Consider the following 15,021-nt stretch of genomic DNA (forward strand, 5'->3'; position numbering starts at 1 on the left):
TTTAACAAATGATAATAATTTAATTACGTCAACCGCAATTACACCTATTCCTTTAACGATAAGTAATTGCGAAACAACCGAAATTCAACAAACTGTAATACAATCAATTAACTAATTAAAACTCATAATTACACTTTTTCAACTCTTGATAAGTTACACCATTTTTAAAAAAGCAAACTCTTAACTCTATTTACACTCCAAAGTCTTCCTCTATCAATTTTACACTTCTGATAAAACTTGGAATAAATATTCTATTTTATCTAATATTGTCACTTGTTGATTACCAACAAACAACCCATGTTCATGTAAGTATTTTGCATTTTTCAATTCACCATGAATTTCATAATCAAAATATTGCATCACCTCATTTTGAGTAAAATCTCCCGTCACTATAGGTCTACAGTCAATATTATTATCCACTAATTTAGCAACAACATCTTCTCTTTTTACTTTAGAAGTCGCTTTAATTATTAATGAAAAACCAAACCACGAACTCTTATCTATATCTTTTTGTATGATAAAATCAGGATGATTCTTAAACAATTCAACAAATTTCTGGGCGTTATTCCTTCTATTCTCAATAAAAGAAGGCAATTTTTTTAACTGCTCTACACCAATAGCACCACTCATTTCCAATGGCCTCACATTGTAGCCAGGTAAAACAAACCTAAATGACTCTTTAAACCAATCCTTACTTTTATTCGACACATGATTTTTGTCGGGCAAATTCCTCGTCCAACCATGCGCTCTCAAAGAGAGTAATATATGATACAACTCTTCGTCGTCGGTAGTAACAAAACCACCTTCCATGGTAGCCATATGATGTGAAAAAAAAGTAGAAAAGGTTCCCATTACGCCGAAAGTACCTGCTTGCTTCCCTTTGTACTCAGCCCCCATCGATTCACAATTATCTTCTAATAAAATAATATTCTTTTCTGAAATCATGGCATTGATCGCATCAAAATCATTTGGATTCCCCAAAAGATTAACTGTCATAATCAACCTTGTTTTCTCAGAAATTGCGGATTCAAGTGCTTCTAAATCAAAATTCAGGGTCTCTAAATCAACATCCACAAATTTTAATTTCAAGCCATATTGCTGCAACGGAAAATAGGTAGTTGACCAAGAAACAGCGGGTACAATAACTTCATCTCCTCTTTTCAGCTTGTTATTTTTTGTAAAAAAAAGTGCTGCGACAGCAATTAAATTTGCTGTTGAACCGGAGCTTGTCATTACACAATATTTTGTATTCAAGAAATCAGAAAAATTTTCTTCAAATTTCTGAACACTATCTCCCATGGTATAAATATCTTTATCAATAACAGACTGAATGGCCTGTAATTCTTTCTCATCCCATGTAGAAGAGGCTAATTTATAATTCATCTTTTAGAATATTATTTTTATAAAAATCATATGTTTTTTCAATACCTTCTTTCATACTTAATGCATGTTTCCATCCAAACTCCGATAGCCTTGTGACATCAATAAGTTTCTGTTTCATTCCTACAGGCTTACTTAAGTCATGTACAAAATCTCCTGTATAACCGATCACGTCCGCTATGGCTTTGTAATACTCATTAATTGTATAGTCGTAGCCCAGTCCTACATTCAGGTTTTGAGGCATTTTTTCAAAATTATCAATTGCAAAAAAGATGAAATTTGCCAAATCTTCTGCATGCATAAATTCCCTTCTCGCCAAGCCATCGCCCCAAATATCAATTGTGCCGAGCTGATTTTCTTTTGCTTCATGAATCTTCCTAATGACCGCAGGAAGCATGTGCGAATTTTTAGGAGAAAACTTATCATAAGCACCAAACAAATTACAAGGTATAATTGTTTTGTAAGCAAAATAATTATCTTCTTGAGAAATATACGCACACAGCCGAGCTGCTACTACTTTTGCCAGTGCATAACCTTCATTTGTAGGCTCTAGTTCACCTTTCAAAATAAGATCTTCATTCAAGGGATTTGCCGCATCTCTTGGATACATGCATGAACTTCCTAAATTGAGCAATTTAGCTACCCTATTTTTTTTAGCTGCTAAAATTACATTTCTTCCCATATCTAGGTTGTCAACTAGAAAACCAACAGGATCTGCCATATTTGCGTGAATACCTCCAACTTTTCCGGCGGCATGAATAATCAAATCGGGTGTGTTATTTTTTATGTATTCATCTACTTCAGAAAAACTAAGGAGATTTAAAACTGCACTTGTTGGGTTTAGAAATTCAAAATCTGCAACATTTTCATGTGCTAAAATATTTCGGCCCACCATTCCTGAGCCACCAGTAATTAATATTTTCATTGAGAATTATTCAAAATAATTATTTGTGTAGTAACCACCTTCTTTCAAATATTGGTCTTTGGTCATTAACTTCAGATCACTTTTCATCATGTCTTTTACCAAGTCTGACAATTCATATTCCAGTTCCCAACCCAATTTATTTTTAGCCTTGCTTGCATCACCTACTAACAATTCCACTTCCGTAGGACGGAAATATTTAGGATCTACTGCTAAAACCTCTTTTCCTATTTCAATTTGATATGCTGGATTTTCACATGCAACTACATATGCCTTTTCATCAACACCTTCACCTTTAAACTCAAGTGTAATTCCAACTTCTGCAAAACTCATTCTTACAAACTCTCTTACAGGAGTTGTAACTCCCGTGGCTATTACCCAATCTTCGGCTTCTTCTGCCTGTAAAATCATCCACATCATGCGAACATAATCTTTAGCATGCCCCCAATCTCTTTTGGCATCTAAATTCCCTAAATAAAATTTATCTTGCAATCCTAAGGCAATTCTAGCTGTAGCACGAGTAATTTTACGAGTTACAAAAGTTTCTCCTCGAATAGGAGATTCATGATTAAATAAAATACCATTACACGCAAACATTCCATAAGCTTCACGATAATTTACCGTAATCCAGTAAGCATACATTTTTGCCACCGCATATGGTGAACGTGGATAAAAAGGAGTTGTTTCCGTTTGTGGAACTTCCTGAACTTTACCATACAACTCTGAAGTTGAGGCTTGATAAATACGTACTTTCTTTTCCATCCCTAACAAACGTACGGCATCTAAAATTCGTAAAGTCCCCAAACCATCCGCATTTCCCGTATACTCTGGTGTCTCAAAAGAAACATGCACATGACTCATTGCTGCCAAATTATAAATTTCATCTGGCTTAATTTGTTGAATTAGTCTTGTAATATTTGTACTATCGGTCATATCACCATAGTGCAAAAAGAAATTTTGATTTTCGATATGTGGATCTTGATATAAATGATCTATCCTATCTGTATTAAACAAAGAAGTCCTTCTTTTCATTCCATGAACCTCATAGCCTTTTTTCAACAAAAACTCACTCAAATAGGCTCCATCCTGCCCTGTTACACCTGTTATAAATGCTACTTTCATATTTAATCTTATAAATTCATAAACTTTATTTTTACAAATAAAATTACGTACTATTACTTCTTTCTTAATTCAACAAATCGGAATTTTCACTATCTAATTTATTATATACTTCTTTTACATCTTGAGAAGCTCTTTTCTGTAAAATCAAATTTGCGTCTGGCGTACAAACAAGAATGGTATTTCTCATTCCTACAAAAGCTGTAAACCTATCGGAACCGATGACCATGTTTCGGTTTTCATCTACTGGATGGCCTTGTCCTACCAAATATTCATACACAGATTCAAACGAACCTAAATCGGACCATTTAAAATTTGCAGGCACTACTTTTATTTTTGAACTGCGTTCCATCACAGCATAATCAACACTGATAGACGGAATATCTAAAGAAAGGTCTAAATCTAAACGACAAACTTTACTGTTTTCATCACCTGAATTTTCCCAAGCTTTTTTTGCTTTCTTATAAACAATAGGAGAATATTTTTCTAATTCTGCTAAAAACACACCTGCCTTAAAACAAAACATACCACTGTTCCATAAAAAACCACCTTTTCTAATAAAATCTTTTGCTGTTTCCAAATTAGGTTTTTCTCTAAAAGAAATCACATCATCCTTCTCATACTCGATATAACCATATCCGGTTTCCGGTTTTTTAGGAGTCACTCCAAAGGTAACTATAAAACCATCTTTGGCCTTTTGAACGGCTTCATCCAACGCTTCTTTATACGCTTTTTCTCCATCAATCATATGATCTGAAGGAGTGACCAAAAGCACAGAATCTGAATCTGCAGCAAAGGCTGCAAAAGCAATTGCGGCAGCTGTATTTCTTGGTGTAGATTCTATAATATCAAAATAGCTCGTATTTGTTTTTTCTAAAATAGCACGACTTAAATGACAGTTATCTGTATTACCAACCACAATTACTTCATCAACTAGTTCTTTGCTTCGAAGCAACGTTTTTTCAAATAAGGATTTATTTTCAAATATTTCTAAATACTGTTTCGGTCTACTTTTTCTTGAAAGCGGCCATAGCCTACTACCGATACCTCCTGTCAACAATACATGAACTAGTTTATTTTCCATAATTATTTTTTTTTAAAACATTGAACTTACTAACTTTTGACCTATTTCTAAACTTTTTTTTTGTGTTTTTTTATTTCCACAAGACATTCCTTTAAAGATTTCTGCCAATCATTTATAGAAACCCCTAATTCTTTTTTTATCAAAGACGTATTTAAAACACTCCTTTTTGGGCGCACGGCTTTTGTTTTATACGCCGTGCTAGCCACCGGCAATACTCGACAATTACTACCAGAAATCTTCATTATTTCTGCGGCAAAACCAAACCAACTACAACTTCCTTCATTTGAAAAATGATACAATTTAACTCCTGTATGTTTTGTATTTACAATATTCTCTAAAATACATTTTGCTAAATCTTTCGCATAGGTTGGTGTTCCAAATTGATCATTTACCACAGTAATACTTTCTTTTTCTTTAGACAGTCTTAGCATTGTTTTACAAAAATTACTTCCAAAACTACTGTACAGCCAAGATGTTCTAATAATCACCGAATTATCTGGCGCTATTTCCAACAAGACCTGCTCTCCTTTTAACTTAGAAACTCCGTAAGCATTGATTGGATTAGGAATTGCATTTTCAGAATAGTCTTTTCCTGAATCCCCATCAAATACATAATCTGTGGATAGATGCCATAAAGAAATTCCATTTTCCTTAGAGACCTCTCCTAAATTCTTTACGCCGATATAATTCACCAAATCTGCTTGAGAACTATTTTCTTCCGCCATTTCTACGTTTGTATAGGCAGCACAATTAACAATTGTATTCACTGAATTCAAAGACACAAATTTCGAAATCTGCTCCTTTTCAATAATATCTAACTCATTTTTAGACACAAAGAAATAATTGAACTGTGGAAATTCATCTTTTAAAGAATAAATTTCACTCCCCAATTGCCCTTCAGAACCTACAACTAAAATATTATTCATAAAATTTCAATTCTTCTTCAAAACATACAGCTTGGTTAAACTCTGGCAATACCAAATCTTTTTCTGAAACAATAATATCTTCGTTTTTCAACTTCCAATCTATATTCAATGTCTTGTCTAAATAAGAGACACCAGCCTCTGACTCTGGGGCATATTTAGCATCTACTTTATAAGACACGATAGCTACTTCACTTAAAACCGCATAACCATGCGCAAAACCCTTTGGCACAAACAATTGCGTTTTATTTTCATCATTCAACAAAATAGAAAACGTATGTCCAAAAGTTTCTGACGATTTTCGCATGTCAACCACGACATCCAAAATTTCACCTTGTATAACTCGTATCAATTTTGACTGACTCCAAATTCCTTTTTGATAATGCAAACCTCTTACTACACCAAAGGTAGATTTAGATTCGTTGTCTTGATCAAAAGAAACCTCAAACCCCAAAAATTTTTCTAATTCTTCTTTTTTAAAAACTTCTGAAAAGTACCCTCGTTCATCATAATAAACCTTAGGATTACACACGACCAATCCAGCTAATTCTGTTTGTAAAAACTCCATTTATTTCTTATTCTTTTTTATCTTTCAAAAGGATGTTTTGATTTAGGCAAACTCACAAAATCATGCACCTCACCTGCTTCTTGTGTACTCAATTCCATATTCCGAATCGCATGTACAATTTCAATTGATTGCCTTGCATCATCCAAACCGAAACCATTTCCATTTAAAATCCCTTCGTAACTTCTTGTATGCAATTCAGTGAAACCTCCACTAAACTCAATTTCTTCTCCCTCAATAGTGATAGATCGATAGGTCCGTTGGCCTTTTTCTTTTATTTCCTCTGGTAACACATTATAGTCGATTGACAAAAACCATTTTACTCTAGCTTTCTCAAATTCTAAATACCCTGCTGCTCTATCGTGCTCATGTAAATGCACTTTATTTGTTTTTACATCTCCAAATACCCATGAAAGCATATCGTAAAAATGTACACCAATATTAGAGGCTATCCCCCCCGACTTAGAAACATCTCCTTTCCAAGATGTATAATACCAATTCCCACGAGATGTCAGATAGGTCAAATCGACATCGTAAATTTTATCTTTAGGTCCGATGGCAATTTTCTCTTTCAAAGCAATAATACTGGGATGCAATCTTAATTGCAAAATAGTATACACTTTATTTCCTGTCGTTTTTTCTATATCAATTAAAGCATCCAAATTCCAAGGATTTAATACCAATGGCTTTTCACAAATGGCATCTGCACCACTTCTAAGTGCCATTCGGATATGCGCATCATGTAAATAATTAGGTGTACAAATACTTACATAATCCAAAGGAATTCCTTTTTCCCGACGCAACCTTTCTATATGACGATCAAACCGTTCAAATTCAACAAAAAAGTCAGCTTCAGGAAAATAACTATCCATCAAACCAACACTATCGAATTTATCCAATGCGGCTATTAAATTATTATTTGTATCCTTAATTGCTTTCAAATGCCTGGGCGCAATATATCCAGCTGCTCCAATAAGCGCAAAATTCTTCATATTCTTTACTTTATCAACGTTCCCAATATGCGTATCTTCTTAATTTTTCAAAACAAAACATAGCGCTACCATTAAATTTCACCATCAACATTTCCATTTTTTTGAACCGCCACAACAAATTATATCTAATTCAAAAACTAGGTAAAAATACATATTTTTGATGAGTCTACTTCTTAAAAAGAAACAATCTCCAATATAGAAAAAACAAATGTAGCACGAAAACTAAATACGATCATTACATAGATTTCGAACAAAAAAAAACTCCACAATTTCTTGTGGAGTTTCGGTGGGCAATGAGGGATTCGAACCCCCGACCCCCTCGGTGTAAACGAGGTGCTCTGAACCAACTGAGCTAATTGCCCTTAGCGGTGGCAAATATACAACGCTTATTTAGATAAACAACAATTTTTTTTATCTTTTTTTTATAAAATTTCAGCAACGACAAATGTACTCCCTCCAACATAGATACAATCTTCTGTAGTAGCATTTTTTAAGGCGTTTTTATATGCCTGATTCACAGACAAAAACACTTCTCCGTTCAGTCCAAATCCCCTAGCAGCCGACTTTAATTCATGTGCATCTAAGCCTCTTCCTAAATCTGGTTTGCAAAAATAATAATTTGCGTTTTTTGGAAACAAAGGCAAAACCGCAGCTAAATCTTTATCGTTAACCACACCTAAAACAATATGCAATTTTACAAACGACTCCTTTTTTAATTGCTCCATGGTATATAAAAGGCCTTCTTTATTATGTGCCGTATCACAAATTACCTTCGGATTTTCTTGTAACAACTGCCAACGACCTAACAAACCGGTATTTTCAACAACCTTTTTTAATCCATTTTTTAAATCTGTTTCAGAAACTAAAAAGCCTTTCGTTCTAATTAGTTTTATAGCTTGAATGACGGTTTTAATATTGTGTTTTTGATAAGCTCCTATTAAATCGGAATCATAGTTTTCTTTCACCAATTCAGAAGCCAAAAACAAATCGGCATTTTTTACTTTGGCAATTTCTTTAAAAACAGGGAAAGTTTCCTTTTGAAACTCACCTACAACCACAGGAATATTGAACTTTATAATACCTCCTTTTTCAAAAGCTACCTTCTTTAAAGTATCTCCTAAAAACTGCGTATGGTCCAAGCCTATATTTGTAATTACTGAAACTTCTGGCATAACAATATTTGTAGAATCTAATCGCCCGCCTAAACCGACTTCTATAATAGCAATATCTACTTTTTCATCACTAAAATACTGAAAAGCCAAACCAACAGTCATTTCGAAGAAAGACAAAAAGTTTGTTTCGAAAAACGTTTTTTGTTCTGCAACAAAATCAACCACATATTTTTCTGTGATTTCTTTGCCATTGATTTTTATTCTTTCTCTAAAATCTTTTAAATGGGGAGAAGTATACAAACCTACCTTATAACCCGCTTCTTGCAAGACAGAAGCTAACATATGACTTGTAGATCCTTTACCATTAGTTCCTGCTACATGAATACTTTTAAAATTGTTTTCCGGATGTTGTAAGCGCTCCGACATTAACAATGTATTCGACAAATCTTTTTTATAAGCTGCGGCTCCCTGTCTTTGATACATGGGCAACTGCACAAACAACCAATCTAGTGTTTCTTGATAATTCATCATGAGTGTTGAGTGTTGAGTGTTGAGTGTTGAGTGTTGAGTGTTGAGTGTTGAGTGTTGAGTAAAATAAATTTTTAATTAATAACTATTCTGACAAAGAAAACTTATACACAATGACCCCAACTTGTTTGTTTGGCGCATCCCCATCTGCATTCCATTTGGTTTGTAAGGCTGCCTGCTTTGCCGGACTCAATAAACAAGGTGCTGTATTTGTCGTCCCTTTTACCCCTGGAGTTGCTTTTATCACTTTCCCCGTTTTATCTACTTCAATACTTACAACCACGGTACCTTCTTCATTGCAATTAGGTTTTACGACAGGTCGTGTTAGTGGTTTTCTACCCGCTAAATTGTAATTTCCATCTCCACCCGTACCTCCATTTCCGTAGTACTTAGAAGAAGTGGGATCTCCATCAACTTTTCCTTTTAAGCCGGATTGCTGATCATCTCCTTCTCCTTTGGAAGTTGCTCCATCCGATTTACTTCCATTTAACAAATTAGCCAGTGCATTTTGCGTTTCTTTAGAAGGCTTAGGAACCTCCTTTACAATCGGTTTTTTTTCTATTTCTTTAGCCCTAGGCTTTGGTTTTTGAATTTCCTTTTTTTTCTCTTTTGCAACTACTGGAGCATCTACATTTTCTTGCGTAATCAATTCCTCTTTCAAAACCTCTGGCGCCTCCTCTGCTACCTCTTCTACCACTTGTTCTTGAACCTCTTGGACTTTTGGAGCCGACTTAACGGATTCTTCTATTACAGGTGGGCCGTTCCCTACATCAGAAGTCCCAAAATTTATGGCCACACCATATTCTTCAGGAGGATCTTGGTATTTCATTCCGAAAGCATATATTAAAAACAACAAAGCAAGCATCAAAACAGTCGTCATAACTGCTGATTTTTTTTGATGTTTTGTTTCTAAATACTTCATATTTATTTTTCTTTTAATGACGCCTACATTCCTTTTACAGCCAAAATCATTTTTATTTTATTCTTATTGGCAATATCTATGACATGCATAATATTTTTATAAGGCACATTTTCATCTCCTCGAATAACCAACGTTTTTGCTTCACCACCAGAAAACTTTTTGATAACCACACTTTCTAATTGCGATTTTTCAACAAGCTCTCCTTCAATATAAAATTTTGAATCTTTTGTAATAGAAACGGCAATACTTGCTTTACTTTCTGTTTTACCACCAGCTTTAGGCAATAAAACGTCAATGGCATTTACGGTAACCAAAGTAGATGTCAACATAAAAAATATCAACAATAAAAAAACAATATCTGTCATGGACGACATATTGAAATTTGGATCTACTTTATTTCTTCCTCTAATATTCATTTTGATATTTTATTTATTGAACCAAGCCTCTTTTTTCATGAATGAATTCCTCCTAAACAGGCTCATTCAATAAATCTAAAAACTCAACAGATTTTGCTTCCATTTGGTACACAATCTTATCTGTTTTTACCACCAAGTGATTGTAAGAGATGTATGATATAATTCCAACAATTAAACCACCAACAGTAGTTGTCATTGCTGTATACAAGCCATCTGCTAATAATTTAATATCTATCTGACCTCCAGCATTTGCAATTTCGTGAATAGAAATAATCATTCCTATTACCGTTCCTAAAAACCCAATCATAGGTGCCGCCCCAGCAATAGTTGCCACCACACTTACATTGGTTTCTAATTTATAAATCTCCAATTTCCCTGAATTCTCAATAGCTGTATTGATATCATCCAAAGGTTTTCCTATTCTTGAAATTCCGGTTCCAATTAAATTTGCCACAGGAGTATCAATAGAAGCACACAAATTTTTTGCCGCTTCAATATTTCCATTGGCTACATAATCTTTAATTTGATTCATAAAATCTTTATCGACTTTACTTGCTGCTTTGATAGCAAAAAAACGTTCAAAATAAATATAAAGAGACACCGCCAACAAGACCAAAAGAATGGCTATAATAATTTGTCCACCGATACCTCCTTCCATAATCAATTTGTAAATTGATAATGTTTTTTCTTCAGAAATAGCCATTGCAGCATCTGCTACTTCAGTTTGGAACATTGATAACATATAAAGAATAATTTTTAGTAGTACGCAACAAACTTTAGCCCTAGCCTTTCAAGTTTAAATGCATACCTGATTTTTAATGAAACGAAATTACGAATAGTTAATTGTTTTTATTTGATATTTTTTCTAAAAAAATAAAGCTCCGGAAAAAATTAACAAAAAAAAGAGCTACCTGATTTAGATAGCTCTTTTATAATTTATGTATCCTTAAATACTATAACAATAAACGTACCATAATATACCCAACTCCTCCTAATACAATTGTATACGGCAAAGCCATTTTCACCATTTTACCGTAAGATAAATTAATTAACGGTGCCAATGCAGAGGTTAATAGGAATAAGAAAGCTGCTTGTCCGTTTGGCGTAGCAACACTCGGTAGATTTGTTCCTGTATTAATTGCAATTGCTAATTTCTCAAAGTGTTCTCTTGTAATTGTCCCGTCTAAAAAGGCTTGTTGTACTTCACCAATATAAACCGTTGCCACAAAAACATTGTCAGAAATTGCAGATAAAGCTCCGTTTGCTAAATAAAACAACCCTGGCTGAGATTCTGGACTTTGATGTAAAGCCCAATCAATAATAGGAGAAAACAAATGTTGATCGTGGATCATAGCTACTACAACAAAAAAGACCACCAATAAACCTGTAAAAGGCAAAGCTTCCTCAAAAGCATGACCTAAAGCATGCTCGTCAATAATTCCGATAAAAGCTGTTTGAAAGATGATCAATGCTAATCCGATAAAACCAACAGGAGCAATATGCAATGCCAAACCTGCAATTAACAAAACAGCTGCTAATCCTTGAACTCTTAAAGCATATTTTTCTTTATCTGTTCTTTTTGCATCTTCTTCTGCAGTATAAGCTTCAAGAATTTGATTTACAATAGCTGGTCTTTTCGCTCCAAAACCAAAGGTTCCTGTCGCTTCTAAAATTACCGTTGTTAACAAACCACAAACCAAAACCGGTATTGTTATAGGCGCCATTTGCACAAAAAACTCAATAAAATCCCACCCTAATCTTTCACCTATCAATAAGTTTTGAGGTTCACCCACCAAAGTACAAACACCACCCAAAGCAGTACCTACTACTCCATGCATGATTAAACTACGTAAGAAACTTCTGAATTGCTCAAGATTTTCTCCACTTAAATCGTCTTTATCTAAAACACCATCTTTGTTATAATCTTCTGCACTAGAATGAATTTTGTGATACACCCCGTAAAAACCAACAGCAACACTAATTAATACAGCTGTTACCGTTAAAGCATCTAAGAAAGCGGAAAGAACTGCTGACAAAAACACAAATAATAATGACAATACTATTTTAGATTTTATTTTTGTGAAGATTTTACTGAAGATAAACATCAATAATGGCTTCATAAAATAAATACCTGCAACCATAAATACCAATAACAATACTACCTCTAAGTTTTGATCTACTTCATGATAAGCATTTTTTGGACTTGTTAATCCTAAAGCTATAATTTGAATAGCTAACAAACCACCCGATTGTAGTGGATAACATTTTAAGGCCATGGCTAAAGTGAAAATAAATTCACCAATAAACATCCATGAAACTATGGTATGTGCTAAATGCGCATCTATTGCCATTGGCAACACAAAATAAAGCACTGTATTCATTACTAAAAACAAAATCATTGTGGTTTTAAACCACTTAGGACTGTTTCCTAAAAAGTACTTAAACATAATTCTAAATTTTAAATTTTTCGTGCCACTAAACTAGCAATTTTGAACTAAAAACTGCACAATCGCATATATTTTCTTTACGAAATGCTTTTCGTAATATAAACTCCATAATTCACCGCTAAAATTCACTATTCTAAAATTAGCATACCTCATTTTATAGAAATCTTATTTTAACGCTTTTCTAAAAAAAATAAAACGATTCGAAAATAATTTCACCCGCCTATAAAAGCTCCTTTTCGGCATTTTTACACCGTATAAGTCCTTTAAGAAATAGCAACTACCACACCACTAGAATGGTCATGACTAGCCCCCGTGACACTTTTTAAACAGTTGGTTTTTCCTTCTATTTTTAAAACACCTAACAAAGCAAACAACAAAGCTTCTTTAAATTCTACTAATTCTTTTGAAGGAATAACAATCTCTGTTTCGGTCAATTCTTGAATTCTGCCTATTAAAAAAGTATTATAAGCTCCGCCACCTGTTACCAAAGTCTTTGCCTTCTTTTTTGTACTCAACACTTCTGAAATTTTTATTGCGACATGTTCTACAAAAGTCCGTAAAACATCTTTTAGAGAAATCGGATACAAATGAATCAGCGGCAATACTTTTTCTTGCACAAATTCAAAACCTAAAGATTTGGGAATTGGCAACTCATAAAAAGGATCCGCATTTAATTGCTGCAATAATTCTTCATGCACATTTCCTTCAGAAGCCAACTTTCCTTTATCATCATATTCCAAACCAATGGTTCTTGTAAAATAATTCATGACAATATTTACCGGACAAATATCAAAGGCTTTCCGCAAACCATTTTCTTCAAAAGAAACATTGGCAAAGCCACCAATATTCAAACAAAATTCAAATTCAGAAAACAGCAACTTATCGCCTACAGGAACCAAAGGAGCTCCTTGTCCGCCCAAAGCCACATCCTGCGACCTAAAATCATAAACCACTTTGGTATTGTTTATTTTTGAAATCTCTTCGCCACAACCTATTTGTAAGGTATAACCTTCATTGGGTTTATGAAAAATGGTATGCCCGTGAGACGCTATAAAATCGACTTTAGCTATTTTATTTTCTGTTACAAATGAAAGTACCAAATTCCCCAAATACTTACCATATTCTTTGTCTAACGCTTTTAGTTCTGTTTCCGACTGCTCAAAAGCGTACTTTAATTTTTCACTCCACTCTTTTGGGTACGCAAAGGTTTCTGTTTTCTTTATAGTATAGGTATACTCTTTAGCTACAGAAATTTCGGCAAACACCAAATCCACACCATCTAAAGAAGTCCCCGACATCAAACCAATTACAAAATATGTTTTCCCCATAATTTATCATTTCTTAGAAAACTCAAAAATAAGCATCTATCATTACTATTGACACTTTTAAATTCTAAACTAATATTTATCCCAATTCCATTAAAAAAAAATTATATTTAAATTCTTTAATTTTTAATACACATATATGAATTTCGAACTTTCCGAAGAACACATCATGATTCGTGATGCCGCAAGAGAATTTGCACAAACAGAATTGCTACCGGGTGTTATAGATCGTGATGAAACCCAAACTTTTCCGCACGAACAGATTAAAAAGATGGGACAGCTTGGTTTTTTGGGCATGATGGTCGATCCGAAATACAATGGTGCCGGAATGGATACAATTTCTTATGTATTGGCTATGGAAGAAATTTCTAAAGTAGATGCTTCAGCCGGTGTTGCCATGTCTGCCAATAATTCATTGGTTTGCTGGGGACTTGAGAAATACGGAAGTGAAGCACAAAAACAAAAATATTTAACTCGGCTTGCCACCGGAGAAATTTTAGGTGCTTTTTGTTTGAGTGAACCAGATGCAGGAAGTGATGCAACTTCGCAAAAAACAACCGCCATAAAAAATGGAGATCACTATGTTTTAAACGGTGTTAAAAACTGGATTACAAATGGAGGTAACGCTAGTGTCTATTTAGTAATTGCCCAAAGTGATCTTTCAAAAAAACACAAAGGAATTAATGTTTTTATAGTTGATAAGGACATGCCAGGTTTTGTTGTCGGAAAAAAAGAAAACAAATTAGGAATTAGAGGTTCCGACACACACTCCTTATTATTTACCGATGTAAAAGTCCCTGTAGAAAACAGAATTGGAGAAGAAGGTTTTGGTTTTCGCTTTGCTATGGAAACTTTATCAGGAGGAAGAATAGGAATTGCGGCACAAGCCTTAGGAATTTCTTCTGGCGCTTATGAACTTTCTTTAGCCTATAGCCAACAACGAAAATCTTTTGGGAAAGAAATTGCCAAACACCAAGCCATCGCTTTTAAATTAGCGGATATGGCAACGGAAATCGAAATTTCTAGATTGCTGTGTTTTAAATCGGCTTGGGAAAAAGACCAAGGAAAAAATTACGATTTATCAAGTTCTAAAGCAAAATTATTTTGTGCCGATGCTGCCATGAGAATTACGGTTGAAGCCGTTCAAATTCATGGAGGTTATGGTTTTGTAAAAGAATACCATGTAGAACGAATGATGCGCGATGCAAAAATTACGCAGATTTATGAAGGAACTTCTGAAATTCAAAAAATTGTTATTTCAAGAGCTATTTTAAAAGATTAAGCAA

The 15,021-nt window shown here is 34.0% G+C and carries 14 protein-coding genes and 1 tRNA gene; 1 reads left to right on the forward strand and 14 read right to left on the reverse strand.

The window, feature by feature from the left end; translation table 11 throughout:
- Positions 1–219: 219 nt before the first annotated feature.
- The 14 genes from FGM02_RS01820 to FGM02_RS01885 all read right to left on the reverse strand — a co-directional run bounded on the left by FGM02_RS01820 (position 220) and on the right by FGM02_RS01885 (position 13,738).
- Entirely contained in the window at positions 220–1,383 is a 1,164-nt protein-coding gene (locus FGM02_RS01820) for a DegT/DnrJ/EryC1/StrS family aminotransferase (protein WP_139956362.1), read from the reverse strand.
- Positions 1,373–2,305, reverse strand: coding sequence for a GDP-L-fucose synthase family protein (locus tag FGM02_RS01825; protein ID WP_139956364.1), 933 nt, complete (start codon positions 2,303–2,305; stop codon positions 1,373–1,375). The genes FGM02_RS01820 and FGM02_RS01825 overlap by 11 nt, the downstream gene beginning before the upstream one ends.
- Before the next feature lie 6 nt (positions 2,306–2,311).
- Positions 2,312–3,424: a GDP-mannose 4,6-dehydratase gene (gene gmd, locus FGM02_RS01830; protein ID WP_139956365.1), complete on the reverse strand. Its 1,113-nt coding sequence runs from the start codon at positions 3,422–3,424 to the stop codon at positions 2,312–2,314.
- Between the two features lie 64 nt (positions 3,425–3,488).
- Positions 3,489–4,505: a mannose-1-phosphate guanylyltransferase gene (locus FGM02_RS01835; RefSeq protein ID WP_139956367.1), complete on the reverse strand. Its 1,017-nt coding sequence runs from the start codon at positions 4,503–4,505 to the stop codon at positions 3,489–3,491.
- A 47-nt stretch (positions 4,506–4,552) separates the two neighbouring features.
- On the reverse strand, positions 4,553–5,431 hold the full coding sequence (gene rfbD / locus FGM02_RS01840; protein ID WP_139956369.1) for a dTDP-4-dehydrorhamnose reductase: 879 nt from the start codon (positions 5,429–5,431) through the stop codon (positions 4,553–4,555).
- The gene (rfbC, locus tag FGM02_RS01845) at positions 5,424–5,996 is read right to left on the reverse strand and encodes a dTDP-4-dehydrorhamnose 3,5-epimerase (protein WP_139956371.1); all 573 of its coding nucleotides are present in this window, start codon (positions 5,994–5,996) and stop codon (positions 5,424–5,426) included. The genes rfbD and rfbC overlap by 8 nt, the downstream gene beginning before the upstream one ends.
- Before the next feature lie 17 nt (positions 5,997–6,013).
- Positions 6,014–6,985, reverse strand: a complete 972-nt coding sequence (locus FGM02_RS01850; RefSeq protein WP_139956373.1) for a Gfo/Idh/MocA family protein — start codon at positions 6,983–6,985, stop codon at positions 6,014–6,016.
- Between the two features lie 287 nt (positions 6,986–7,272).
- Positions 7,273–7,347: transfer RNA gene (locus tag FGM02_RS01855), tRNA-Val, on the reverse strand.
- Between the two features lie 60 nt (positions 7,348–7,407).
- On the reverse strand, positions 7,408–8,625 hold the full coding sequence (locus tag FGM02_RS01860; protein ID WP_139957735.1) for a bifunctional folylpolyglutamate synthase/dihydrofolate synthase: 1,218 nt from the start codon (positions 8,623–8,625) through the stop codon (positions 7,408–7,410).
- Positions 8,626–8,710: 85 nt separating this feature from the next.
- Positions 8,711–9,547 (reverse strand): energy transducer TonB, encoded by an 837-nt coding sequence (locus FGM02_RS01865; protein ID WP_139956375.1) that lies wholly within the window; start codon positions 9,545–9,547, stop codon positions 8,711–8,713.
- A 23-nt stretch (positions 9,548–9,570) separates the two neighbouring features.
- Positions 9,571–9,963, reverse strand: coding sequence for an ExbD/TolR family protein (locus tag FGM02_RS01870; protein WP_139956377.1), 393 nt, complete (start codon positions 9,961–9,963; stop codon positions 9,571–9,573).
- 52 nt (positions 9,964–10,015) lie between these two features.
- Positions 10,016–10,705, reverse strand: a complete 690-nt coding sequence (locus FGM02_RS01875; RefSeq protein WP_243739330.1) for a MotA/TolQ/ExbB proton channel family protein — start codon at positions 10,703–10,705, stop codon at positions 10,016–10,018.
- A gap of 211 nt (positions 10,706–10,916) precedes the next feature.
- Positions 10,917–12,410 (reverse strand): sodium/proton antiporter NhaB, encoded by a 1,494-nt coding sequence (gene nhaB, locus FGM02_RS01880; protein WP_139956379.1) that lies wholly within the window; start codon positions 12,408–12,410, stop codon positions 10,917–10,919.
- Between the two features lie 263 nt (positions 12,411–12,673).
- Positions 12,674–13,738: an anhydro-N-acetylmuramic acid kinase gene (locus tag FGM02_RS01885; RefSeq protein ID WP_139956381.1), complete on the reverse strand. Its 1,065-nt coding sequence runs from the start codon at positions 13,736–13,738 to the stop codon at positions 12,674–12,676.
- Positions 13,739–13,874: 136 nt separating this feature from the next.
- Between FGM02_RS01885 and FGM02_RS01890 the strand changes: the two genes are divergently transcribed.
- Positions 13,875–15,017 carry an acyl-CoA dehydrogenase gene (locus FGM02_RS01890; RefSeq protein WP_139956383.1) on the forward strand — a complete coding sequence of 381 codons (1,143 nt, stop codon included), beginning with the start codon at positions 13,875–13,877 and terminating at the stop codon, positions 15,015–15,017.
- Positions 15,018–15,021: the final 4 nt, after the last annotated feature.

Origin of the sequence: Flavicella sediminum, assembly GCF_006381105.1 — a bacterium.
GTDB lineage: Bacteria > Bacteroidota > Bacteroidia > Flavobacteriales > Flavobacteriaceae > Flavicella > Flavicella sediminum.

What these genes read in the sequence shown, in the direction of transcription:
- FGM02_RS01820 (WP_139956362.1), bottom strand. Translation starts at nt 1,383, where the DNA reads ATGAATTATAAATTAGCCTCTTCTACATGGGATGAGAAAGAATTACAG.
- FGM02_RS01825 (WP_139956364.1), bottom strand. Translation starts at nt 2,305, where the DNA reads ATGAAAATATTAATTACTGGTGGCTCAGGAATGGTGGGCCGAAATATT.
- gmd (WP_139956365.1), bottom strand. Translation starts at nt 3,424, where the DNA reads ATGAAAGTAGCATTTATAACAGGTGTAACAGGGCAGGATGGAGCCTAT.
- FGM02_RS01835 (WP_139956367.1), bottom strand. Translation starts at nt 4,505, where the DNA reads ATGGAAAATAAACTAGTTCATGTATTGTTGACAGGAGGTATCGGTAGT.
- rfbD (WP_139956369.1), bottom strand. Translation starts at nt 5,431, where the DNA reads ATGAATAATATTTTAGTTGTAGGTTCTGAAGGGCAATTGGGGAGTGAA.
- rfbC (WP_139956371.1), bottom strand. Translation starts at nt 5,996, where the DNA reads ATGGAGTTTTTACAAACAGAATTAGCTGGATTGGTCGTGTGTAATCCT.
- FGM02_RS01850 (WP_139956373.1), bottom strand. Translation starts at nt 6,985, where the DNA reads ATGAAGAATTTTGCGCTTATTGGAGCAGCTGGATATATTGCGCCCAGG.
- FGM02_RS01860 (WP_139957735.1), bottom strand. Translation starts at nt 8,625, where the DNA reads ATGAATTATCAAGAAACACTAGATTGGTTGTTTGTGCAGTTGCCCATG.
- FGM02_RS01865 (WP_139956375.1), bottom strand. Translation starts at nt 9,547, where the DNA reads ATGAAGTATTTAGAAACAAAACATCAAAAAAAATCAGCAGTTATGACG.
- FGM02_RS01870 (WP_139956377.1), bottom strand. Translation starts at nt 9,963, where the DNA reads ATGAATATTAGAGGAAGAAATAAAGTAGATCCAAATTTCAATATGTCG.
- FGM02_RS01875 (WP_243739330.1), bottom strand. Translation starts at nt 10,705, where the DNA reads ATGTTATCAATGTTCCAAACTGAAGTAGCAGATGCTGCAATGGCTATT.
- nhaB (WP_139956379.1), bottom strand. Translation starts at nt 12,410, where the DNA reads ATGTTTAAGTACTTTTTAGGAAACAGTCCTAAGTGGTTTAAAACCACA.
- FGM02_RS01885 (WP_139956381.1), bottom strand. Translation starts at nt 13,738, where the DNA reads ATGGGGAAAACATATTTTGTAATTGGTTTGATGTCGGGGACTTCTTTA.
- FGM02_RS01890 (WP_139956383.1), top strand. Translation starts at nt 13,875, where the DNA reads ATGAATTTCGAACTTTCCGAAGAACACATCATGATTCGTGATGCCGCA.